General features: G+C 34.5%; 21 protein-coding genes. 13 read left to right on the forward strand and 8 right to left on the reverse strand.

The window, feature by feature from the left end:
• Positions 1-136: 136 nt before the first annotated feature.
• The 3 genes from HHU12_RS35950 to HHU12_RS25240 form a co-directional block, all read right to left on the reverse strand.
• Positions 137-268 carry an AraC family transcriptional regulator gene (locus HHU12_RS35950; RefSeq protein WP_394353206.1) on the reverse strand — a complete coding sequence of 44 codons (132 nt, stop codon included), beginning with the start codon at positions 266-268 and terminating at the stop codon, positions 137-139.
• A 115-nt stretch (positions 269-383) separates the two neighbouring features.
• A complete protein-coding gene (locus tag HHU12_RS25235) occupies positions 384-542 on the reverse strand; it encodes a hypothetical protein (RefSeq protein ID WP_169659512.1) in 159 nt (52 codons plus the stop codon).
• A 30-nt stretch (positions 543-572) separates the two neighbouring features.
• A complete protein-coding gene (locus tag HHU12_RS25240) occupies positions 573-3149 on the reverse strand; it encodes a glycoside hydrolase family 3 C-terminal domain-containing protein (RefSeq protein WP_169659513.1) in 2577 nt (858 codons plus the stop codon).
• An 821-nt stretch (positions 3150-3970) separates the two neighbouring features.
• On the opposite strand from HHU12_RS25240, the gene HHU12_RS25245 reads away from it, so the two are divergent.
• The gene (locus HHU12_RS25245; RefSeq protein ID WP_169659514.1) at positions 3971-4450 is read left to right on the forward strand and encodes a lipocalin-like domain-containing protein; all 480 of its coding nucleotides are present in this window, start codon (positions 3971-3973) and stop codon (positions 4448-4450) included.
• A gap of 146 nt (positions 4451-4596) precedes the next feature.
• On the opposite strand, the gene HHU12_RS25250 is transcribed toward HHU12_RS25245, so the two are convergent.
• Both HHU12_RS25250 and HHU12_RS25255 read right to left on the reverse strand, forming a co-directional pair.
• Positions 4597-4935, reverse strand: coding sequence for a hypothetical protein (locus tag HHU12_RS25250; protein WP_169659515.1), 339 nt, complete (start codon positions 4933-4935; stop codon positions 4597-4599).
• 234 nt (positions 4936-5169) lie between these two features.
• The gene (locus tag HHU12_RS25255; RefSeq protein ID WP_169659516.1) at positions 5170-5856 is read right to left on the reverse strand and encodes a hypothetical protein; all 687 of its coding nucleotides are present in this window, start codon (positions 5854-5856) and stop codon (positions 5170-5172) included.
• A 905-nt stretch (positions 5857-6761) separates the two neighbouring features.
• On the opposite strand from HHU12_RS25255, the gene HHU12_RS25260 reads away from it, so the two are divergent.
• The 5 genes from HHU12_RS25260 (at position 6762) to HHU12_RS25280 (ending at position 11038) form a co-directional block, all read left to right on the forward strand.
• Entirely contained in the window at positions 6762-7859 is a 1098-nt protein-coding gene (locus tag HHU12_RS25260) for a hypothetical protein (protein ID WP_169659517.1), read from the forward strand.
• Between the two features lie 530 nt (positions 7860-8389).
• Positions 8390-8869 (forward strand): GtrA family protein, encoded by a 480-nt coding sequence (locus HHU12_RS25265; protein WP_169659518.1) that lies wholly within the window; start codon positions 8390-8392, stop codon positions 8867-8869.
• Positions 8870-9001: 132 nt separating this feature from the next.
• Positions 9002-9568, forward strand: coding sequence for a hypothetical protein (locus HHU12_RS25270; RefSeq protein ID WP_169659519.1), 567 nt, complete (start codon positions 9002-9004; stop codon positions 9566-9568).
• Positions 9569-9705: 137 nt separating this feature from the next.
• Positions 9706-9966 (forward strand): hypothetical protein, encoded by a 261-nt coding sequence (locus tag HHU12_RS25275; RefSeq protein ID WP_169659520.1) that lies wholly within the window; start codon positions 9706-9708, stop codon positions 9964-9966.
• 88 nt (positions 9967-10054) lie between these two features.
• Positions 10055-11038 carry a hypothetical protein gene (locus tag HHU12_RS25280; protein ID WP_169659521.1) on the forward strand — a complete coding sequence of 328 codons (984 nt, stop codon included), beginning with the start codon at positions 10055-10057 and terminating at the stop codon, positions 11036-11038.
• A 149-nt stretch (positions 11039-11187) separates the two neighbouring features.
• On the opposite strand, the gene HHU12_RS25285 is transcribed toward HHU12_RS25280, so the two are convergent.
• Positions 11188-12387 carry a multidrug effflux MFS transporter gene (locus HHU12_RS25285; RefSeq protein WP_169659522.1) on the reverse strand — a complete coding sequence of 400 codons (1200 nt, stop codon included), beginning with the start codon at positions 12385-12387 and terminating at the stop codon, positions 11188-11190.
• Between the two features lie 383 nt (positions 12388-12770).
• Between HHU12_RS25285 and HHU12_RS25290 the strand changes: the two genes are divergently transcribed.
• The 4 genes from HHU12_RS25290 (at position 12771) to HHU12_RS25305 (ending at position 16227) form a co-directional block, all read left to right on the forward strand.
• A complete protein-coding gene (locus HHU12_RS25290) occupies positions 12771-13169 on the forward strand; it encodes a hypothetical protein (RefSeq protein ID WP_169659523.1) in 399 nt (132 codons plus the stop codon).
• A gap of 238 nt (positions 13170-13407) precedes the next feature.
• Complete coding sequence (locus HHU12_RS25295) at positions 13408-14100, forward strand: DUF2490 domain-containing protein (protein ID WP_169659524.1); 693 nt, start codon at positions 13408-13410, stop codon at positions 14098-14100.
• A 262-nt stretch (positions 14101-14362) separates the two neighbouring features.
• Positions 14363-14518 (forward strand): hypothetical protein, encoded by a 156-nt coding sequence (locus HHU12_RS25300; RefSeq protein WP_169659525.1) that lies wholly within the window; start codon positions 14363-14365, stop codon positions 14516-14518.
• A gap of 548 nt (positions 14519-15066) precedes the next feature.
• Positions 15067-16227 (forward strand): acyltransferase family protein, encoded by a 1161-nt coding sequence (locus HHU12_RS25305; protein WP_169659526.1) that lies wholly within the window; start codon positions 15067-15069, stop codon positions 16225-16227.
• A 182-nt stretch (positions 16228-16409) separates the two neighbouring features.
• Here the strand turns inward: HHU12_RS25305 and HHU12_RS25310 are convergent, their stop codons facing one another.
• On the reverse strand, positions 16410-17504 hold the full coding sequence (locus HHU12_RS25310) for a glycoside hydrolase family 73 protein (protein WP_240971117.1): 1095 nt from the start codon (positions 17502-17504) through the stop codon (positions 16410-16412).
• Positions 17505-17878: 374 nt separating this feature from the next.
• Between HHU12_RS25310 and HHU12_RS25315 the strand changes: the two genes are divergently transcribed.
• The gene (locus tag HHU12_RS25315; protein ID WP_169659527.1) at positions 17879-19753 is read left to right on the forward strand and encodes a sulfatase-like hydrolase/transferase; all 1875 of its coding nucleotides are present in this window, start codon (positions 17879-17881) and stop codon (positions 19751-19753) included.
• An 84-nt stretch (positions 19754-19837) separates the two neighbouring features.
• On the opposite strand, the gene HHU12_RS25320 is transcribed toward HHU12_RS25315, so the two are convergent.
• Positions 19838-20755 (reverse strand): DUF5996 family protein, encoded by a 918-nt coding sequence (locus HHU12_RS25320; RefSeq protein WP_169659528.1) that lies wholly within the window; start codon positions 20753-20755, stop codon positions 19838-19840.
• 113 nt (positions 20756-20868) lie between these two features.
• Between HHU12_RS25320 and HHU12_RS25325 the strand changes: the two genes are divergently transcribed.
• Together HHU12_RS25325 and HHU12_RS25330 are read left to right on the forward strand one after the other, a co-directional pair.
• Complete coding sequence (locus tag HHU12_RS25325; RefSeq protein WP_169659529.1) at positions 20869-21303, forward strand: DUF1801 domain-containing protein; 435 nt, start codon at positions 20869-20871, stop codon at positions 21301-21303.
• A gap of 134 nt (positions 21304-21437) precedes the next feature.
• A complete protein-coding gene (locus HHU12_RS25330) occupies positions 21438-23726 on the forward strand; it encodes an amylo-alpha-1,6-glucosidase (RefSeq protein ID WP_169659530.1) in 2289 nt (762 codons plus the stop codon).
• Positions 23727-23753: the final 27 nt, after the last annotated feature.

Genomic DNA, 23753 nt, shown 5'->3' on the forward strand with positions numbered 1-23753 from the left:
GAAAAACATTACTATAAATGTGGTAATTTTAGTAACGGATGTAGCTAGATCAACCTAAAATAGCCATCACCAAAACAATTAATGATATAACAATAGATATTAAGTTATTTGTTAAAGTTCAAAACCAATATCAACATCACCCCTCCCCATTCTCCTTAATATAAACCGAAGGCGTTACACCAAACTGTTCCTGAAAGCATTTTCTAAAATATTTGAGGTCGTTAAAGCCCACTTCATAAGTGACTTGTTTGATGTTCAGTTCACCGATTTATTCAAATTACGGCTGTGTAGCATGAAAGAGTTACTTTTTAAGGCTAAAGAACTATTATTTATGATTTTTAAAAAAAGGGAATAAACAAGAGGCTGTAACCATAACTGTTGAGTTATGAGACAGCCTCTTGTTTATTTGAAAAATAGAGTAAATCAATAATGTAGAATGAAGGTGGCCCGTAAAGTGGTTTTTTCTCGCTTCCTGTAGCAACAACATCAACCCCTCTATCCATCAAAAAACCACTTTGAGGACCAAAACCGGACCACCTCATTCTTCATTTTCAACCCAATTTTAGTTCATATTATTCTACATTTGAAGGGTAAATCAAATACGGTTGATTTCCTTTTGGAGGAATTATCTTGATGGATTTGATGTTTACTTTTCCTTCTTTTATGATAGAGTTTAATGTCACTTCTTTTCCGTATTCAGGAGGAATTGGAATTTTTACCGAAAGTGAAGCCTTCACTCCTTTTTCTTTCTTTAAAGTATAAGTACCAATTCGGTTTGAAAGCATTTTTAATTCCACTTTAGCAGTTTCACTTTTCAACTCATAATTTACTTCAGCGTCCCAAGTATTTACATAGAAACCAGGGTCGTTAAATACTGTTTTGAACACAATACCTTCTGTTTTTGCTTTCTTCTTTTTATTGGCATACAAGAAAGAAGTATCTTCATAAAGGTCATCCCATTTTTTGAAGCGGTTAGGGTTTGAAGCCACGTAATAAGCACTTCTTTCTCCTACTTTTTGTTTTTTAATAATACCGCCTTTTACAAAAATAGTTTTCTTCTGAAGGATATTATCGCTTGCATTACCAACAAGAATCTCAAACTTGCCCTCTTCTACCATATATTCATTCTGAATGGTATCATAATATGAAAAGGCTTCATAAGGCAATACGATATCTACATTCGTTGATGCCCCTTTTTCTAATGACACTTTCTTGAATCCTTTCAGTGCTTTTTGAGCTATTTTTTGAGTTGACTTCAAATCACGAATATAGACCTGCACTACTTCCTTTCCTTTTACATCACCTACATTTTGTACATCAATACTTACTGTCAAACGTCCGTCAGCATCTAGTTTCTTATGGTCGAGTTTCAAGTTTTTCATATCAAAAGCAGTATAACTCAAACCGTAACCGAATGGATATAAAGGTTTTCCATCGTAATACATATAAGTTCTACCCGTTTGTATGGTGTAGTCATGAAAATCAGGAAGGTCTTTATCCGATTTATACCACGTTGAGTTCAACTTTCCGCTAGGATTCACTTCCCCAAACAAGACATTTGCAAGTGCTGTACCTTGCTCCTGACCATTAGGCCATGCACATACAATTCCTGATAAGTTCTCCTGTTCCCATTCAATAGCAGTAGGTCCACTCGGCACCAAAACCAAAATCACATTGTCATTGACCTCCTTTACCGCTTTGATCAATTCATGTTGCTTTCCTGGCAACTTCAATGATTTCCTATCCACATTCTCTGTAGAAGTTGACTCATCGTTTCCAACAATCAAAATTACTTTATCTGACTTCTTGGCTACAGCTACCGCTTCTTTAATTTTTTCCTTATCCGATTTATCTCCAGTTACACTACATCCTTCAGCATACGCCACATCAGTACCCAAATATTTTTGAATACCGTCTAAAGGAGAGATTTTACTTTTGGGGTGACCAGAATAAATACCCATCCAGCATCTGTTGGCAAAAGGTCCCATCACTGCTATTTTATCAGATGATTTCTGCAGTGGCAAAGCATTATCATTTTTCAAAAGTACAATTGCTTCTTCCGCTGCTCTTAAGGCAATTTTTTTATGATCTTCACATTCTAATACAGTACTAGGTATTTTAGAATAAGGATTCAATGCTGGATCATCAAAATCACCGGTCATAAATCGAAGTCTTAAAAGTCTGCTTACAGTTTTATCCAAGTCCGCCTCTGTCATCAAACCTTCATTTATCGCATCATCTAATGCGTAAACCATTGGTGCTAATTTTGTCTTATTTCTGTAACACTCCTGATCCACACCAGCTTTAATTGCCATAGCGGCTGCTTCTGCTTGAGATTTAGCATAGTGCATTCTCGTTTCAATACCTTCCACTGCAGTCCAATCCGCTATCACATAGCCTTCAAAGCCCCACTCATCACGCAGCACACCATTTACCAGCCAATTGTGTGCTGAACAAGGAATGCCATTCAAGCCGTTCAAAGCTGTCATAATCCCAGTTGCTTCCTCATCAACAATACATGTTTTATAAGCCGGAAAGTAATACTCATACAGTTCCTTTTTATTAATGTAAGAATGAATTTTCTCTCTGTATTTATCTACATTATTCGCCACATAATGCTTTACTGTTGTAACAGTTTTTACATAATTCGGGTCATTTCCTTGCATACCGCGTACATACATTCTTGCCATTTCCGACATCAAATGTGGATCTTCACTATAGCACTCTCCATTTCTTCCCCAACGTGGATCTCTAGCCATGTTTACAGTGGGCGAAAACATCATCACTTCTTTCTTGCCCATGTTTTTCAAAGCTCTAGCTTCATTAGAAATCGCATTAGCCACGTCATACATCAAATCAGGGTTCCAAGTACTTCCCATTGCTATATTTTGGGGAAACTGCGTACAATTCCACGCTATAATACCATGCAGTGCTTCACCATACCATTCAAAAGCCGGTATGCCTAAACGCTCCATTTCTGGAATTTTAGAACCGCAATAACTAATTTTTTCTTCTAAAGTCATTTTAGATAAAAGATCTGCTACTCTATCTTCCACCTTGGCATCAGGGTTTTTCCATGTCTGCGCATTGAGTGGCAGAGTTGAAATCAAAAAAATCAGTAAACCAAAAAGTTTGCTATATGTATTCATCTCATTTCAGATTAATTGTAAAACTTGATAGCAAACGTAAGGTGAAGGGGTAATAAAGCCGAAAATACAATATGGACAAAAGTAGGACATGCAGTTTTGCCCCCTGATTATCGTGAATTTCGCAGTATATAGGTGTAGAAAATTAACTTGCTCAATTTTATTTACCCCTCATGAGATATATAAAGATGATCCAAAAAGACTGTTTTCTTCTGTTTGTTTAAGGATCAAAATATGAATTTATCATCACTTTTGTTGATCAATCAAACACGTAATCCATTTTTTTCTCATCAAAATATAAATAAACCCATTCGATCCATTCTTTAAATACAATAAAAAAACAGGAAAGTGCTATTTGATTTTCAGGTTTGGTAACTTTCATCATATAATGCAGATTTAAAGCAATTTAAACCGGTTGCGATAGTGCTTTTCTGAAAAAATAAATTAACTTTGACTATCATTCAACCTTAATAACCTACAACAACATGAGAACATCGTTAGCTATTAGCGAGAGTACCCTGAAGTGGGGCTCTAAGAATCTATTTGACTCTAAAAAAGAGTCAGAAACAACACAAGGAAAAGATAATAAAAGTAAACGTCCTATTTCGGAAAAGAAATAAAACTCACTTACATTACTTTACTATCGCAACCTAAAACAACTTATTACTTTAGAAAAGAGAGGCACTCGTCTCTCTTTTTTTGTTTTTTATCGTTTTAGTTACACTTATTAAGCCTTATAAACCTCAAACCATGTCGTTGGTCGAAATTTTAATGACTTTAAACAAACTTTAATCACTTTTGTAATGTGACCAACGAGAAAAATCATGAAAACGTTATACTTAATAATCCTTACCCTAATTGTAGCTTCTTGTATTGATATTCATCAAGAACCGAATATTCAAGGCACTTGGGAATTGATTTCAGCAACAACAATAAAAGAAGATACAGTGATAGAACAGGATTTGTCGGGTAAGAGAATGATCAAAATAATCAACAGCGATCATTTTGCTTTTCTGAATCATGATAAACACAAGGGCACAAAAGATTCGTTAGCACACTTTGTTGCTGGCGGAGGTACTTATACTTTGAATGGAAGAAAATACAAAGAGAGTTTGGAGTATTGTAATTTCAGACAATGGGAAGGAAATGATTTTACTTTTAAGGTTACATTATTGAAAGATACGCTCATTCAAGAGGGGCAGGAGGAGATTAAGGAGCTGAATGTGAACCATAAAATCATTGAGAAATACGTGAGGGTAAAAAATCGCCGTACGGCCAATGTTTACGCCTTGCCTTTAATGTAAAAATTAAGTAGAAAAATAGATTATAGATTCATATTTCATTTCATTACACTATTAATTAAAAATTAGCGGTAGACAATTTGGAAAACCACCCTTTTATAAGAGGATGGTTTTTTTGTTTTTGGCTTAGAGCATGTCTAATAAGAGGACTAAGAATTGATTAATTCAAATTCATCATTCTTATAAGCCATATCAATGCATATTTTTAGGCTGATTAATTCTTCTTTGCCTTCTACAGTGTTTCTTTTCTGATAAAATGTAAAAAGCTGAGGTTGTTTGCCTATCAGCTCGTCTACTTTTGAGAAAGCTGTTGCAGGACTTTCCTTTACTCTCATTTTTAGACGTTCGTCAAAAATCTCCATAGCACTGTTAGGATACTCCATAAATAGAGTGGCTTTTGAAGGAACAATTTCATCTGAATGCTCAGAGAAGATCAGTTCACCTGTAATCGGACAATGAAACTTAGTTGGAATATGATTAATTTCCATAGCAATTGAAGTTTGGTTTAGCATTGAGTAATAGAATAAGAAATACTGCCTCAAAGAAACAGTACTCCTGTTTACATCAAAGATATGTAATACGAATCAAATTATTTTAATTAGATTCTGAATTATCATTATTTTTCAAAAAATTTAGTAGTATTTATGGTAAAACACATCGGTTTTATATGGCCTTTTTATGCAAAGTGAAAATGGTTGACAATCAATTTTAACTTAGTATTATTAGTCATTAAAGACAAAAAAACCAAGTCCCATGGGGTCTCTTAACACCACATTATCCACAATGTTTTTATCATTGAAAACTGTTATTTCTTCAGTAATCATCACTTTCTGATCCCTGATTTTCTGTATTACAGCTTCGTTGTCTTTTCCATTAAAATAAGTCAATGAAGGATTAAAAAACTGATGAGGACAATTCAAAGCTTGCATAATACTTAACATAAAACCTCCTCTATTGACCATTGTAAGCCATCCTTGATCAACACTGCCCATTTGCAGTTCAAACCCAAGTTCTGTCCAGAATTGAATGGAGTGGTCCAAGTTCAAACTTTCAAGACTCAAACCTGCGTAGTTGCCTAAAATGGAACTAGGGGCTGTATTCAATAGAAAATCCTTCCCTCTTCCTCTATAAACATACACCCAAACTCCACAGGGAGAGGATAAGATATATACGTCTTTGTTCTCCAATACATCAAATTCGTTCTGTACTGTTTCTATCTGTTCCACAAGTGTATCGGAATAAATCACTATTCCTTTCCTCATAAATTTCTTATTGGTCAAGCTGATCTGTACTATTCCATCATTTGCTATAAGCAAATCTTCATATTCATGAATTTGGAAATTCAGTTTTTCATAAAACAATTTTGTTTGTTCTAAGGAGGTAAAAGTTGTTTGAATTAATGTCTTCATAAACCTAAAATAAAAGAAACTTTGAGAATAGAACAACAGAACAAGGAATAGGTTTTGAGTGGTGCTATAAAAAAAGCTCTTTTCCATGATGAACACAGAAAAGAGCTTTTTTACAAAAGCAATATTATTATATTATGTATTACTTTAATATAGTGTAATATATGAATGTAGCCCCGATACAATCACTCCTAAGATAAGTGATAAATAGGCAGTATCTACAATGTCTCTAAAAGTTAAGCTTGATAACTTTGTATTGTCTTTGATTTGTTGATTTTCGATATGTTTCATGATAATACTATTTTGAGATCACATTATAAGTCACAAGTAATTATTTAGACGATACAACTTAAGAATAAGTTTACTTTCAGCCTCATAATTAATGTTAACACACTGATATTTAAACTATTATATAAGTATTATAACAGTTTTTAATTATGAAATGTAAATAGTATTCCACACCTCCTCTCTATATTATATCTTCTTAAATTGAATAAATAAAGGATACTCTATTCACTATCGATTAAAAAATTGATTATTCCCTCACTTAAAAGTAATTTATACCTATTATTCATTTACAAATAATTGATAATGAAAAATACTATTTTTTATTATTTACTTTCATTGTACTTGCTTGCGATCAAGAACCAGCTTTTAATTTTGCTGAAGTAACTATTGATATTGCTCCTGATTTTAAAATTGAAGAAGTAGATGCCTTTTACAGAAAAATCACATTTGTCAATCTTACTGATACAGTAAATACCCCTGCCGAAGTTTCGTTAAAATGGGTTTGGGGAGATGGGAAAAACTCTAAAAACCCAGATTTAGATACTGTTTCACATATTTACCCTCAAGGAGACTCAACGTTTTATATCACATTACAGCTTTATAAAAAAGACGGCAATGAATTGATTGCAGAAAAAAAGGATAGTGTCAGTTTCCTAGATTATCCTATTGAAGCACCTTATGAAGTCACTTTAAATGAACCTGAAAGTGGCACCTGGAATGCTAGTATTTCATGGTTCAATCAAGATTCAACTCAGAATATCAATACTACCTACTTAACTCTTGCTCTAGATGAAAACTTTGAACAGACTGTCGATATTAAGAAAGGACACCTATCCAATGCACAGCCTAAAGCGATGAATGCAATTGGTAATGTAAATACTTATCGCTTCAACCATCTTCAGTCAAACATTCAATATTTCGGAAAACTTGTTTTTGAGAAAGACAAAGGGCTCTCCACTGATAAAACATTTCAGTTTACCACTGCACCAATACAGCCACCTTTTTTGGAACTAATGACCTCAGAAGAAAACGGTTATTTACAGCTTGTCAATTCAAAAGGGAATAGATCTGAGGGAAATGATCAAAAAATCAGTGCATTAAAACTTCAAATCAGTCAAAACTTACACCTTTTATATCAAGAAGGGGACACAGCGGTTTATGCTAAACCCTTTTATGAAAATGTTACTTTCAGTACTTATGAAGAAACTATCAACAGAAGTATAGATGAAAGAAGTGATAGCGTGACACTACATTACACCTCTGAGCATAAAAATATGTATTTCACAAAAAGCAGTAACTTGTTTCCTGAGGAAGACAGCTTAATTGGAGCACGCATTTATTCTTACCAAAATCAATTCCGTCTTTTTATAGGCAGTCTTTCTACCAATCCTACTTTTGATAAAAACGGTATTCATATCACTCTTGGAAACACATTGCCTGAAGAGGCTTCTTATTTTTATCTCAATTCCAACAATACACATTTAGTACACAATAAACTGCAAGAAACAATAGGTCTCTTTGGCGGAATCGACATTGAAGCCTACCGACTGTATATTTATCAAATTAAAAATGATACGCTTTATGCGGGTATCAATAATCTAGTTAAAGATAATGTATCAAAATTCAGGTTAAACTTTAAAGATCCTAGCATTGATTCTGATTTTGAAGCTAGTATCGATTATCTATTATTTCATACTTTGCCAATTCTTGAGGAGTAAGTACATTATAAACTTAAATCTTCTAATGTTTTTGACATTTAGAAATCAGGAGATTTTTAATGATCTGTAGGGCACGAATAACGCTAAAGCTTAACATTCGTACCTGAGTTATCTACCTAATTCGCTTGGTAGTATTTCTCCGGCCTTGAAGGGAAAAGCGTTAAGAATTTCATGTATTGAGCCGTTAAGAATGATTTTCTTGTTTGAGCTTTAGCGAGTTTAAAATCATTTAGGCGAGAGGAATGGAATTTAGCTTTTGACTTCTAAGCCTTGAATTTTTTGCTTCGTTTTTGTTTCAAGACAAAATGAAGAAGAAGGTAGCTTGGAAGTAGATCATAAAAAGCTTGAAGAAATATTGATTGGTAGTTAACGATAATTTAGTTTAAAATGTAGTAAGATATATGTTTGAGATACCTCTAATTACTATCAAATTCTAAAAAAATATTAATATACGGCTCATGTGGGAGATGTTAGTGTTCTTATGATATTTCTGTGATATATTTGTTTTCCGCTTTTACACATAAACAAATATGCAAGATACTATCATACGAATTATAGACTTTTTTCACCGACCATTTGAAAAGTTTATACCTATTAAAACATTCAGATATGCCGCAATTGGAGGAGGGAACATGGCACTTGACTTAGTACTCTATTACCTGATTTTCCATTATGTGCTTGATCAAAAGAATGTTGACTTTGGGTTATTTGTAATGAGTTCACACATTGCCGCGTTGTTTATGGTGTACCCCATCACCTTAACTTCCGGTTTTTTCTTGCAGAAATACATTACCTTCCAAGATTCCAACCTAAAAGGATGGGTGCAGTTTTTCAGGTATTTCCAAGTGAGTATAGGTTCTATTTTCATTAATTATATTCTGATGAAAGTATTTGTAGACATGATGCACTTCTACCCTACTCCTTCCAAACTGCTGACCACCATTGTGGCTGTAATATTTGCCTATATTTCTCAACACTTCTATACTTTTAAAACAACCAAAGCCGAATAAACTTCCGCAGCATAAACACTACCTATACACTACTGTACTTTCATTTTTTAAAACTAAAAACCAATTCATTTACTTCTTTATGGTGACATTTTATCACTCCATATATAAGTAAGTGAAAACAAAAATACTACGATGAAAAAATACTTAACAATCCTACTTGTCCTTACCAGCGTTTCATTAGCCAATGCTCAACTTGTGATAGTTGTACAGGCCGTGGCATCTACAATCAAAACGCCGAATCAATTGGACAATGTCACCTTCTATCATTCTGGAGATTCTACAGTTGTGCCGATGACAAAACTCAAAAAAAATACTGTTAGTGAATTTGACAGTGTGAAAGTGAATACATTACTTTCTGCTAAAAAAGTGCAGAAGATATACGGAGAGCAAACAAAGCTTTCGGAGGTGCCTGAAGATGCTCTTTATTATGAACACACTAAAAAATATCGAAATGCTCGAATGTCTACTATGTTTGCCGTTTCATCATGGACACTCGTACTCCTTAATCCTTATTTTCTAATTGTCGCTCCCCTGCCTACTACTCAAGCTATTCTTAGAGACAAAACAGTGGACAAATCTTATGTGCTAAGTGGCAAAGAATGGAGAACTTTCAAGAAGGATTATAAAGCCTACAGAAAAACTTACCGAGGAAAAAATGTCATTGAGGAAACAGATACTGAAATATATGTTTCGAAATAATTGATTAAATCGTAAAAAAAGGTACACATTTTTAAAATTATTAGTAAATATCTAATATTTACCCCATATTGATAATCTATTTAAAATCAACATCTTAATCAATTGTAGAACCCTTAAACTATACACATTTTATTCTCATGGAAGTTTTATTCAACTCAAAAAGTTATAACCTCAAATTTGATCACACTACAGATCTCAACTCAAGCCGTCAGTATATTGCCTCTACCAATGGTGATATTCTCTCCAGGTTATCACTCTTTAAGTACGATGTCGGTGAAGTACTGCCTGAAGGCGGACGAATCTCTCATATCCTCTCTTTTGATGAAATGGGACAACTGGTTCAAGTAGAACTGGATAAACTTCCTAAGAGGCGACGAAAGAAGAAAGATGAAGAATAGACCATAATAGTCAATCGCTATAGATCACAGCACTTTTATTTGGATTTTAAAAGTGCTGTGTTTTTTTTGTGTCAAAATTGAGAAGAATTTGAAAGCAGTATTAAAAAAAAGAAAAGAACTAGACACAAAACTTTGGGATGACTGCATAGCACACTCCCCTCAATCACTTCTGTTTGCATACTCATGGTATCTGGACCTAGTGGCTCCTGACTGGTGGGGTGTTGTAGTGGAGCATAATGGAAAATACGTTTGGGCAATGCCCTTTCCAATATATGATAAAATGAATTTCCACTTTATTAAAATGCCTCTCTTTACACCCGAATTGGGCTATTTTTCTGCTTTGACAAACGCATCTTCTTTCCTGCCTGAAGCTATTCGACTCATCAAAGAATACGTTCCATACTGCATAGAGTATATAGGAAATAACGGTGGAGACTACCCCGGATTTGAATGGGGACAGGACCTGAAAATTGAACTTTCTAAAGGGTATGAAAATAATATTTCACGCTTTTCAAAAACCAAAAGAAAAAACGTAAGACAATCAATAAAAAGGAATAATACGCCTGTTTTAGATCAGAATATAGAAGGTTTTCTGCACTTGTTCAGACAGTTTACTTTGCCCAAAATAGGCGTGACAGATGATCAGGAAATCAGTACTCTTTTAAGAAAAATACTGCACATTTTAATAGAAAAAAAGTGCCTGAGGATTTATTCTGTTTATGGGGAAAATCATAAAATTGAGGCCTCTTCCATTTATATTGCGCATGAATCAAGGTGGCAATATTTTCTAAATACGGCCGATATTAAAGAGAAAAACAAACATGGCAGACTCCTTATTTTCAGTCAATTTCTTAAAGAAAAAACTGAAACTCAAAAACCCTTGCACCTTGGTGCTTATATTCAAATGCCTTCTTCAACCAGTGCATATGAGCATGAAGTAAGAAAGCATTTTGAACAGCTGACCAATGAAAAAATAAAAGTGCCTTTTACCTCTTGGAACAACCTCCCATGGTACATTAATCTACCACACCAAATCAAGAAAATTATTTTTAAAAAGGTCTTTAAGTACTAAGACAAAAATATTTAATACTAATTCTGTTTATATTTTTGCGATTACTTCCTTCAAAAAATTTTAAATAGAACCACTATTGATACGTTTTTCAGCGTCGTCCTCACAAAAAATAATTCAGAATTAGTTATCATCTATTTTTGGCATAGTACTTAAGAAGAAACTAAATTCGTTCTTTTTGCTGTCTTTTTAAGCGATAAATAAGTGAAGATACCGAGTGCTGAACAAGTTATCATTACGCCTAATATTGGATATAAAGTACCATTATTCAACAAACTTGCTGTGGCTCCTGCAACTGCCCCGATGATGATTCCTACTACTCTCATTTGAGAATTGGCAATACCTGCATAATGCTTTTCAAACTTCTCTAAAGCAATTGCAGTGGCATTACCAGATATAAATCCTAATGTAGATACATGAAGCGTGATCAATGGCACTGTGTTATATAACGTTGGCGTAAATACAGTCACCACAATCAAGAGAAGCACCAATGAAGTGAAATGTATACTTAAACCAATGTTCATTAACCTTTCAGGCCCATATTTTTTGACTAGTACAGAGTTGATTTTATTCATAATAATCAACGATAAACCATTTACTCCAAAAAGAATGGCGAACTGCTGTTCTCCTAATCCAAAATATTCTTGAAAAATAAAAGGAGCTGAGGTAAGATATGTGTACAACGCACCTGAAGGAATAGCCATGGCAGACATATAAGCCAATGCAGGCACATTATTATATACTTTTTTGATGCCCTGAAAAAAGTTATGCTCTTGTTTTCTGGGTTCCATTTTTTCCTCCAGACCAATCATCAAGAAAATCAAAACAGACAACCCATAAGCGGCAATAAAGATAAAAATAGACTTCCATGTGGAAATTGTCAGTAACAAGGCCCCTATTGAAGGAGCTACGAGAGGTGCACCCATTGCAATCATGGCCACCATAGACATAATACTCGCAGCTTCTTTCCCTTGAAAATTATCTCTAACTATGGCTGCTATCGAAACTCCAACAAACCCTGCTCCTATGGCCTGAATAAAACGCATCAAATAGAAGAATTCCAGCTGATTTACCATGGCAAGAATCAAACTGGCCACCATAGATATACCCAAACCTCTACTCACCACCCATTTTCTTCCTTTTATATCAGAAATATAACCGCCGTAAAGCTGTCCTATTCCAAAACCAAAAAAGAACAAGGATACATTGATTTCAACTTGTGAAAAAGTGACACCCATATCATCAGCTATTCTGCCAAATGCCGGAAGACAAGTATCGATATTGAATGGACCAATCATAGAGAGTGACCCCAACAGTAAAATGAATTGGTAGTGTTTGTTGTTGTTATTCATGAAATGAGATATTTGTAAACAAAGGTCGTGGCATTTACATTACTATCAAAGCTTATGACCAACTTGTTTTATCACATTCGAATTAATTCACAGTTTCACCTTACCTTTCATCTATTACCTCATTACTAACTATCTCTATTTCATAAGCTTCGCAAAACAGAAGTTTGTGGTTGATGAAGACGGTCAAAAATTAACAACAACAAAACTGAAGAAATATACATTCACTTATTTATATTCTATTATTACAGCTAAAGGGAAAATAAAATTGCACTTTTTAAAGAATCTGTTTGAGGAAAATCTGATAATTATTGAACATCTATACAAACTATCTTCTTTTATCCTAACTTTATTAATATCAAACGTCATACAATTTCCCCAGAACTATGGATTATAATATTTCAACAAACACTTACTTAGTGAGACTAACATTAGAAGGGACACCACAGATGGATCCACTCGTTAAAGCACTTCAGGAATGTTCCGGCTTTATAAATCAGTACCACTCCAATTTACTTTTCATTGATGGTTCCCGTTTGGTTTACCCTTTTGACATCACTGATAAGTTTAGTATTATCACAAAACTAAGTGAGCTAGGTTTTTCTAGAAAAATGCAAATTGTCGTAGTGACTTCCTCTACACATTTTGAAAGAAACACGCTCGAAACAATGGGTTATAACAGAGGGTGGAGTATTAATACTTTTAAAAAATTAGGTGAAGCTAAAGACTGGATCGATGCTTATATTGACATCAACAACGCTGAAAATCATATAAAAGTGTGCTAAAAAACAGAAAGAAACCAGTTATTTTGTAAGTACTCTAACTAAAATCATTTAACGTTCACTTCTAAAAAAGTTCCCCACATCCCAATTTATCATTGCATATAACATCCCTTTTAAAATTATTTTAAGGTGTATTTCTCATGTTTAGGATTAATTAACTGAGTTAATCAATTGAATAATGATGATTAAGTATTTTAATTTGTAATTTTGTTTTACATCAATCATTATTTAATAACCGAACATGACAAAAGCTATATGCCGTATTCTCATAGGCTTCATTTTTGTTGTCATTGCTGCTAATAAATCATTTGCACAGGATGATATTTTGTGGTTACATTATTTTAACCGCTATAAATTGTCCTATAAGTTTTCAATTGATTCTGACGTAGGGTATCGTTCTTATTTCCCCGAAGGAGAAAGGTGGCAAGGACGAACAGGACTCCGTTATGATATAAATGATAATATGTATGTAAGAGGCGGAGTAATGTATGTAGCGGGCAGTGCGGCACGTCAAGAATTCAGGCCTTATCAGGACTTTGTGTTTAATTCTAGGGTGAGCATTTTTACGATCACTCAAAGGGTCCGTTTTGAACAACAGCTATACTTTGACGGAACCGAAACAAGATTCCGTCTGAGATACAATCCTTCTGTAAAATTCTCTACTTTTCTAGGATATTGTACATTTGGGTGTGAACCTTTTTTTGTATTGAACGAAGAAAGCAGTAGAGTTGCCTCCAACAGATTGTATGTAGGCATTACTCGTAAAGCCTACAAAAATGTTTTTGTCACTGTGCAGTACATCAACGAAAGAAGCTATAATAAAGCAGAAACTTCTTTTCTTGATGAATCCAACATGATCAGAGTAAAAGTTTCCCATACAATCAAACCACTGAGAACAGGTCCGCTTTTTGGCCGTAAAAAAGCCTCAAGTTGAAAAGTAAGTACCTTGGTATAATTGAATGATGAGTAAAACAAACTCATATATGAGGATTTTAAACGAAGTTATCGTCAAATTCCAATCAATATTTCTACAAGCTTTCAATGACCGAGTATCAAAATACTCTCTTTTTCATTTTGGACTTGAAGTAAAATTAACTTTATCTAAATAGATCGTAATAGCAAAAACATCCTGCACACAGTAGCGTACTATAGGGTGTATTTCAATTTATTCTAAAACCCTTAATCGCTTAATTGCTATGGACGATTTCTTAACATTAGATTTAGACAACGATTTATTATTAGATGATGAAGAAACTTCTTTTGAAGAACTTGAAGATATAGATAGTTCTGAGTGGGAAGATCAAATCGGTTCGCTAGAAAAATTTGATTTGGATATAGATGAAGAAATCTAACCCGAATCATCGTTAAAAACTTTAGAGGTTGTTGCATTAAAATGTAACAACCTTTTCTTTTAAAAAGCTAATTTTTTCGTTAAATTAGGTCAACATAAACGCAACACAGAAAACAAATAAAATTCTATAAATTTTGAACAGCACAAATCTGTTTGAGATCACAAAGAATAATTTTTCCAAACATACTCCAACATCGATATTACACCGATGAGAGTTGACCATTACTTTTTTCCTTAACCTTAAAATGAGTACGAACATGAGAGACTTCAGAGAAAAAACAACAGAACAACATGAGGTGTATAATGAAAGAAAACGTTATACAGAAGTACAAGTAGCTATCTCCGAACTAAACAAATCAAAAGAGAAAAAATCGTAGAAATCAGAAAATAAATTCTTAAAAAATCTTAAAAGGGCGATGTTTTTTAAAGCATTTCCCTTTTTTTTTCCATTCACTCAAAAAATCATACCACTCACACAAAGCTCTTCAAAAGCTAAATTTAAAAATTCCTACATTTAAGACAGAGCATTTCAATAATGGGAATTTTAAAATGGGCAAACAAAAAATTACTTCAATAACAAGCCTTAGGGCTCTTGCTGCTTTCTGGATAATTATACACCATGGCGACTTCTGTTTATTCTATAGGGATTTGGGTAGCGTCATTCCTAGAGAAGATTCAGGATTATTGACCAAGGGATACTTATGGATTGACTTTTTCTTTTTATTAAGTGGTTATGTTATACATCATAACTATGGTCAACAGTTTATAAGAGGGTTTAACACGAAAAAAGCAAAGTTATTTATCTGGAATCGATTCACTAGAATTTATCCGCTGTATCTTTTCATGTTATGCACTTTAATAGCGGCTACTAAATTCTTCAGCTATCATTACCCTTGGCTTATCGACGACAGCTGGGAGGCTTATTTTTCTTATGATCTTATTCCAAACCACATTTTTATGCTAAATGCCATGAATACTCATCATGCGCTTTCATGGAATTTATTTTCATGGTCTGCAGGTGCATTATGGTGGACTTATGTGGTTGCAATATTATTTTTTGGGTTGATGGTAAGGCAAAAAATAGTTTCTGTTACCATAACATCTTTACTTTTATTTTTGGCTCTTTTTGGACTCATTTCCTATCACCCGAGTCATAGTCTCAACATCACATGGGATTACGGTTTTATCAGATGCATACTTGAATTTATGTTAGGAGTAAATTTATATTACTTGTATTTCAATAGGGCGGGTTTCAAAATTTTATCGAAAGATATATCATTCATCATCTCCCTTTTACTTGTTCCATTAGCGTTTCATTTCAAAATAAACGACCTTCTTTTAATACCTATTTTTGCTCTTTTAATATTAACGACTTCTTATAATAATGGAAAAGTCAGAGACGTTTTTGAACATCAGTTACCTAAAGCATTAGGAGAAATGTCTTATACTCTTTTCTTAGCTCATACTTTTATATTCTTTCTATTTTGGTTCACACTCCCACATTGGAAAGCGTATCTACATATAGATGAGTTTTTGCCCATTGAGTACACTACGTTTTACCTTTCAATCATAACACTTTCTGTGATGCTTTCAATCCCTTTCCACCTGTATGTTGAAGAAATATCAATTGAGAAATTGAGGAAGAGCATCCAAAGCCCTAAAGAAGAAGAACAAGTGGAAGAACCCCAACAATACAATGTTAGGTATTAAAATATCAGTAATGATGAATATGGTTTTTATGGCTATTTGTCAGGATAATTTTTTGTTAAGTACTAAGTCAAAAATAAATCATAGTTAATTTTGAATTTGTACTTTCCTTCAAACAAACAACTTTAAAAACCATATTCATCTTATTAGATCTGCTTTAGAGCATGTATGGAACATCTCTTACACTAATAATCTAAAAGGTCTAAGTGATACCTCTTAATTATCTTTTTCAACAATTCACCATAAAGCGGGGAAGTCGCATAGCCCACACCTCCATATTTAGTTGAACCGATCATATCAGCCCATGAAGCATAATCTCTTCCTTGTGTAAAAAGTGGTGCGTATCTTTTCTGCTTATTGAGAAACAGTGAATGCGCCCTAAATGATTCCCATGGTGATTTGTACTCTGCAAATGAATCCTTCACTACGCATTTATACAAAACCTTTCCATTACGTTTTACTTTTTGAGAAGAGACAATTATGCCTTTGTTTCTTTTGAATTCATCCTTTGTATAATACTCCGTAGTGGTAATTGGATTGGTTTTTCGTGATTTGTCTTTCACCCCGAAATAATTATTACCAATCACTCTTTTACCGTACCCAGTTTCTAAAGCGGCTTGTGCCAACGTGATGGATGCAGGTACATGGTATTTTGCTTGCTCCATTAAAGCAGTCTCTATCTTTTTCAGAGGAGAAGTGGACGTAAAAAACGCATAAACATGTGGAGGTGCTTGCATCTGATCCAACACATGACTCTTAAACAGACTAGAGATTTTTGAATTGAGTTCGATCAAAGATTCACTTTCCAATTGATCTACCCTTGTTACTTTTTCCTCTATTAAATAATCAGTGACCAACAACTGACGCTCAATCTGAAAACGATCCAAAGAGGAAGCTACACTATTTAGTTTTTGCTCTTTATATTGATCTGAAATATTCTGGGTCGTTTTCACAGGAATAATAGTGGTGCTCGCTTGATTGACATCTTCTATGTCAATGCCAAAATCAGCAATAAACTCATCCATTGTTGGCTCTTGATTACTGTAGTGATACTGTATAGGGGCCTGTACAAAAATGACTTTTTCTTCAGGACTAGAAAACAATTGCACCATCAGAATTGTGAACATTAATACGATCGTAGCCAGCAGGAGTTTTGGGTTGATGATGAACGAGTAAACATTACCTCGGTAACGTAAATACAAATTGTTAGGAAACTTGATTCCTATGGATACATTATGACTAGAAACAGCTAATTCAGAGTGATTTTTAAGAAAGTACATGACAACAAAATTTACCTTTGAAACTTTAAAACTTACTACATTGTAAAATTAGTTTAAATTTTAAACATTGTCAATTATTTAAACATTTAATGTAATAAACGAGATCATATTACTTCATTTGAAGAAATGGTCTTCCTAGAAGAATGGCTTTATTTCACAGTAAACAGAAACTTCAAAAGGGGGAGATTTTCTATAAAAGTAAGGTTCTAAAAATGAATAACAGCGTTTTTTAGGCACTTGTGATACCATTCATCCACCTTTTTATCAGAAATTGAGCACAGCAAATATTTAAATAAAACCATGTGCTCTTTCAGCTATAAAAAGTTGAAGTGTTCATGGTATGATGACTACTTATAGACGAAAATTTTAACGAAATGAAGAAAAATCACAAGCACTTCATCCTAGTTTTTGCTGGGCTGCTTTTGTTTACATCAAAAAGTTTCAGCTCCTCAGAAAATGAACCTCCTAAAAAGAAGCCCAACATTTTATGGATTATAACAGATGATCACCGCCCTGATGCCTTAGAATGTTATAATGAAGCCGTTTATGGTCAAAAGGAAAGTCCACTAGGGTATGTGTCCTCACCAAACATCAACAAATTGGCAAGTGAAGGAGTGTTGTTTACCAATGCATTTTGTAATGCCCCTGTTTGCGGACCTTCAAGAGGCTCTATGATTACAGGCAGATACCCTTTCAGAACTGGACATTATGCTTTTGAACTTACCCATCAGAACCCTGATTTTATTCAGCCATCTGTTCCTCAAATCTTAAAGAAAACCGGTTATCAAACCGCTCAATTTGGGAAAGCGGGAGAGTATATTTACAAATGGGGACCGGGACAAGGTTACCGCAGTGCTAATCATTATGAATACACCGTTCATTTTAAGCATAACCTTCAAAAAAATAACCTTGGTGACCTTTGGGGAGACAGCGCTTTTGGAAAAATCAATGGTAAAACCGCCAACCTTGGTAAGCAAGAGAAAATAAAGCGTCAGAATGGACAGATAGAAAAGTATTTTGTGAAGAAAAACCATGGGGAGATCAGTCAAAAAGATATACAGACGAGAAAACGTATTGAAAAGGAATTTGAAATACTTCGTTCTTATACACGTTCGAATACAACATTGATTATTGGCGGCGAAAACCCAATGCCTGCTGATCAAACAGTAGATGCTATTGTGGTAGATGAATTTAAAGCCTATCTCGAAAATCAGAATAAAGAATTTACAACTGCATGGGGTCAAAAAGCGAAGGGAGCCAACGCTGATCAACCTCAAATGATCAACCTTTCTTTTCATTTACCTCATACACCTATTTTACCTCCTAAAAGTCAACGTGATATCTTCAAAAAGAAGAAATACAAGGTCCCGGCCTTTGACCAAATAGAGTATGACAAAATGCCTCCTCAATTACAGAAAATGCACAATAATATGAATATGACGAAGATGACCAAAAAGGAAATTCAGCAAACGATTCAAGATTATTACGCGTTTTGTGCACATGGCGATGAATTGATCGGTCAGGCAGTAGAGGCATTTAAAAAGTATTGTAAGAAGAATAATCAAGAATACCTTATTGTATTTACCGTTGGTGATCATGGTTGGCACTTGGGGGAACAAGGGATTGAAGCCAAATATACGGGTTGGAAACAATCTACCAATGGTGCAATGGTGGTTGTTTCTTCAGACAAACAGAAAGTTCCTGCAGGTTTAGTGCGTAACCAACTGATAGAGTATGTAGATATTGCCCCTACGCTACTTTCTGCTTCCGGTGAAGATATTACCAGCAGTAAATATGACTATTTAGATGGTATGCAATTACAAGGTTTCATTAAAAATGAAGAAGAGCAAAGAGCGTATACTTTAGGCGAAACCAAAGTGGTCGTTGGACATAGAGCTTATCTCCGATCAAATAATTTTGCTTTCTCCATGCGAACACGTCCTTCCAATAAATCTTATGATAATAAAAACATCAAATGGGCTTTGAATTGTCCTGTGGAAAAGGCTGAATTAGCATTGTATGATCTTCGCGTTGATCCTGATGAGCGTAATAATGTAGCCAATTCTGAAGAGTATAAGGCGTTAGCAGAATGGTTCAGAAAGAAGTTAGGAAATATTGTTTTGGGTGATCGAAGAGTTGAATGCGATTGGTCTAAAGCCAACTCTTTTGCAATTAGTAATTTTGCCGAAGGAGCGGATGATAAAAAATTGGACATTCCTGAAAATATTATTCCAAAACCTAATGAATAGGATGTAGAATGAAGAATTAAGAATGAAGAGGTGGTTTTGTAACATTTTAAAAACCATCTTTTCATTCTTAATTCCAAATTCATTTTATCGCTCTAAGCTTCCCCTATCCCATTTTGAAGTATTGGCAGCTGCTTCATAGGTGGATTGTAAAAAAGATAACAACATTCCGTCTGGGTCTTCAGCTTGTTGCACATCTTCATACTTCAAGAAAAACTCTCCCATTTCCTCACTGTAAAAAGCTTGAGCTGGTGCCACTTTCTGAGTCCCAAAATCGGGTGCTACAGGATAAGCGTAAGCATAAAAAGAAGGTACGGGAAAATCTTCTGATCCCAACCAAAAACCTGCACTACTCACCTCTTTAGAATAAGCTTCCTGCATCACTTCCAAAGGCATGTTAGGCATTCCTCCTTGATGTAATGGAGCGTCACTACCTGAAAAACGAGTAACCGCTAAATCAAAAGCACCCCAAAACAAATGTACTGGACTGCATTTACCGATATACTCACTTCTGAATTGCTGAAAAAGGCAATTGGCTTTCAAAAGTGATTGCCAGATTTTTTCTGCTTGCTCAGGCTCATAGGTTTTGTTTGTGGTATTTTCCTTAAAAGGAATAGCGGGTTCCATTTCATTAGGGCTTCCATGTATGGTCACATCCACATCTATGTTGTTTAGTTTTTCAAAAACCGAATTATAAAAATCAGCAACAGTCATGTGTTTCAAAGGAATAATCTGAGTTGTTTTCCCAGTGGAACTCAAAAGTAATTGATGCTTTTCGAAATCAAAATCAATTTGGAAAAATCGGCCTTGATACGGAATCCCTTGAGTAGTAAAACCCGTAGGGGAAATATACAAAGTGACATGCCATGAATGATTTTGCCAAGGCATTGTTTTCAACCTGATTTTACCAACAATTTGAATCCATTGGTGCAATGTAGCCAATGTCTCTTTCATATCTGAAAAATTTAATTCAGGCCAAGGAGAAATAGTTTTTTGTGGGGTCATTTTTATCAAAAGTATTTAAATAGAAAGACAAAATAATCCATAAGTTGTTTTGGCTTACTACTTGTTATCAATAACTTAAGTTATGTAAAATTAAATGAACGAAAAAGGAAATTATGTCTGCTTCTACTATTAAATTAAAATCTGATCCTGCTGTACTTCAGGTTTTTGAAAACTACCCTAACACTGTAAAACAAAAAATGCATTTTCTTAGAACATTGGTAATTGAAACTGCTGAAGAAATGGAAAATGTGGCCTCTTTAGAAGAAACATTAAAATGGGGAGAACCTAGCTATGTCACTAAGCATGGGAGTACTTTACGGATGGACTGGAAAAGTAAAACTCCTGATCAATATGCAATGTACTTCCAATGTTCCAGCCGTTTGGTGGAAACTTTTCAATCCGTTTTTGGCTCCACTTTCCAGTATGAAGGCAAGAGGGCTATTGTTTTTGATTTAGACCAAGAAATTCCAATAGATGCATTACGCTCTTGTATTAAAGCTACACTTCAATACCATAAAGTAAAAGATTTGTTCACTCTTGGAATGTAATTATTAGAGCTGAAAGTAGCATTTCATCATGAATATTGGTAAAAGGTGAAGATCTCATTTTTCAGAACAGCAAGTAATCTAACGTTTTTGTTATATTCCTAAAGAAGATTCTCTTTGCGATCAACAAAAAACGTATGAAACATCTTTTCCAATTACTATTTCTCTGCTTAATAGGCTGTAACAACATGCCTCAAACTACCGAAATTTCAAGTGAAATATTAGACCCTATGCGTGTAGAGGTCTATGAAAATGAAAACAGAGAAATTTCTTTTGCTAATAAAGAATCAGCTTATTACTTCACTCAATCTCATGAAAATAACCACGAGGAGTTTTCCTTTTTTGCAGGTTTGAATATCGCTCAAAATCGAATTTTTCAAGGCTATCGACTTCTAGACGGCACTCAAGATATTCCTTTTTCAGAAAGCACGGTTGAAGTATACCCTTATAAAATGAAAAGGTTATATGTGAATGGAATGGTTGAAACCTTCTGGATGCATGACTATGTAAATGTATTGGAAGTGGATGTCAAAAATGCTCAGAAAAAACTAGGATTAAAACTACTTGGAGACATTAAGTTTATAAAGAAAAAGGACAATATGGCCTTCTTCTCAGCTATGGAAAGTAGTAAAGTAATAGGAGTGTTAGGCAAAGGCAATTCTTTGATGAAAATGAACAGAAAAATCATTTCTTCTTCCTCTAAAACTGGTTTCTTTATTGCCGTCGGTGAAGATATAGAAGATGCTCAGCAACTTCTGTTAGAAACACAACAGCATCATCAGCAATGGAAACATAATAGGATCAATAGAATGGAAAACCTTCTTCTAAAAAATGCTTTTCTAACCTCTACAAACACTAATTTTCAAAATGCAATGAACTGGATGGTCATCACTATGGATCAGCTAGTTTCTGAGCAACAAGGCTATGGAATTTATGCCGGTTTACCTTGGTTTAATGAGTATTGGGGAAGAGATGAGTTTATTTCCATGCCGGGGGCAGTGCTTGTAACAGGACAGTTTGAATGGGCTAAAAATATCTTACGTTCTTTCGGTCAATTTCAAGAAACGGATAAAGAATCTGAATTTTACGGTAGAGTCCCTAACATCGTAAACCCAAGCAATATTGATTATCACACTACAGATGGTACACCACGATTTGTTGGTGAATTATATGATTATGTACTCTACTCAGGTGATCAATATTTAATAGAAGAACTTTACCCTACAGTGCAAAGAAGTATTGAAGGTGCCTTGAAAAACTGGACTGATGAAAAAGGTTATCTATTGCATGATGATCATGAAACATGGATGGATGCTAGAAGAAATTATGACAAGTTATCTTATTCTCCCAGAGGTTCAAGAGCCAACGACATTCAAGCTTTATGGCATAAGCAACTGATGGCTGGTGTTTATTTTGCTCAAGTAATGAAAGATAAAAAGTCAGAGGAAAAGTGGCAGGCTGTAGCAGACAAAGTGAAAGAAAATTTCAATAAAGATTTCATCGATCAAAAGCATAATTATATTGCTGATAGACTGGACAGAAATGACAAAGCTGATTACAAAATCAGACCTAATCAACTATTTACTTATGAGCTTGCAGACAACAAATCTTTAAAATGGAATGCAACGAAAATCTGTTGGGAAGAACTGGTCTACCCTTGGGGCGTATCTTCTCTTAACCGTCAAGATGAAAACTTTCACCCTTTTCATCATAGTTGGGAAAATTACCACAAAGATGAAGGTTATCATAATGGTACAATTTGGCTATGGTTGAATGGTATAGCCATGCAAAGAATGATTGAGGCTAATCAGGAAGAGGTGGCCTACAAGCTATTTAAAAATATGAATGAACAGGCCATGACCATGGGTGTTGTAGGTGGTCTTGGAGAAAATATGGATTGCTATCCAAGGAGCAATTCACCTTGGCCAAAACTTACTGGTACTTATCTGCAAGCTTGGTCTAATGCAGAACACCTTAGGGTTTGGTATCAGCATTTCCTTGGCATTCAGCCAGACATGATAAAAGGGAAAGTGCTGATTACTCCTCACATTCCTGTAGAAGTAGGTGATATTACTTATCATTCTTTTATTGGCGAAGGATATATTGAAGGTCAATACAGTCCGCTTAATCAGCATTATCTTTATAAATTCCACAATATTTCTTCAGAGATCACTTTCAGTATCAAAGATTTTAAAGACGTCACTATGGAAGTGGAAGATGGCGATGTAGTAGCACTAGAAATAAATGGTGACAATCTTAATTATACTCACAATTCTAACTTTGGTGATGTCTCTAAAGATCCGCAGAAAGTAGAAGACCATCAAAAAACGGCACAACTTTTTGAGGGTATTCAATTCTGTCAGCCTTTTACTTTGGAAGAACATCCTGTGATGAAGAAATCATTTAAGGGCGACAGAGGAATATAATCTATTAAATGTCATCAGAATGAAGTA

Source organism: Flammeovirga aprica JL-4, assembly GCF_012844305.1.
In the GTDB taxonomy this organism is placed as follows: Bacteria; Bacteroidota; Bacteroidia; order Cytophagales; family Flammeovirgaceae; genus Flammeovirga; species Flammeovirga aprica.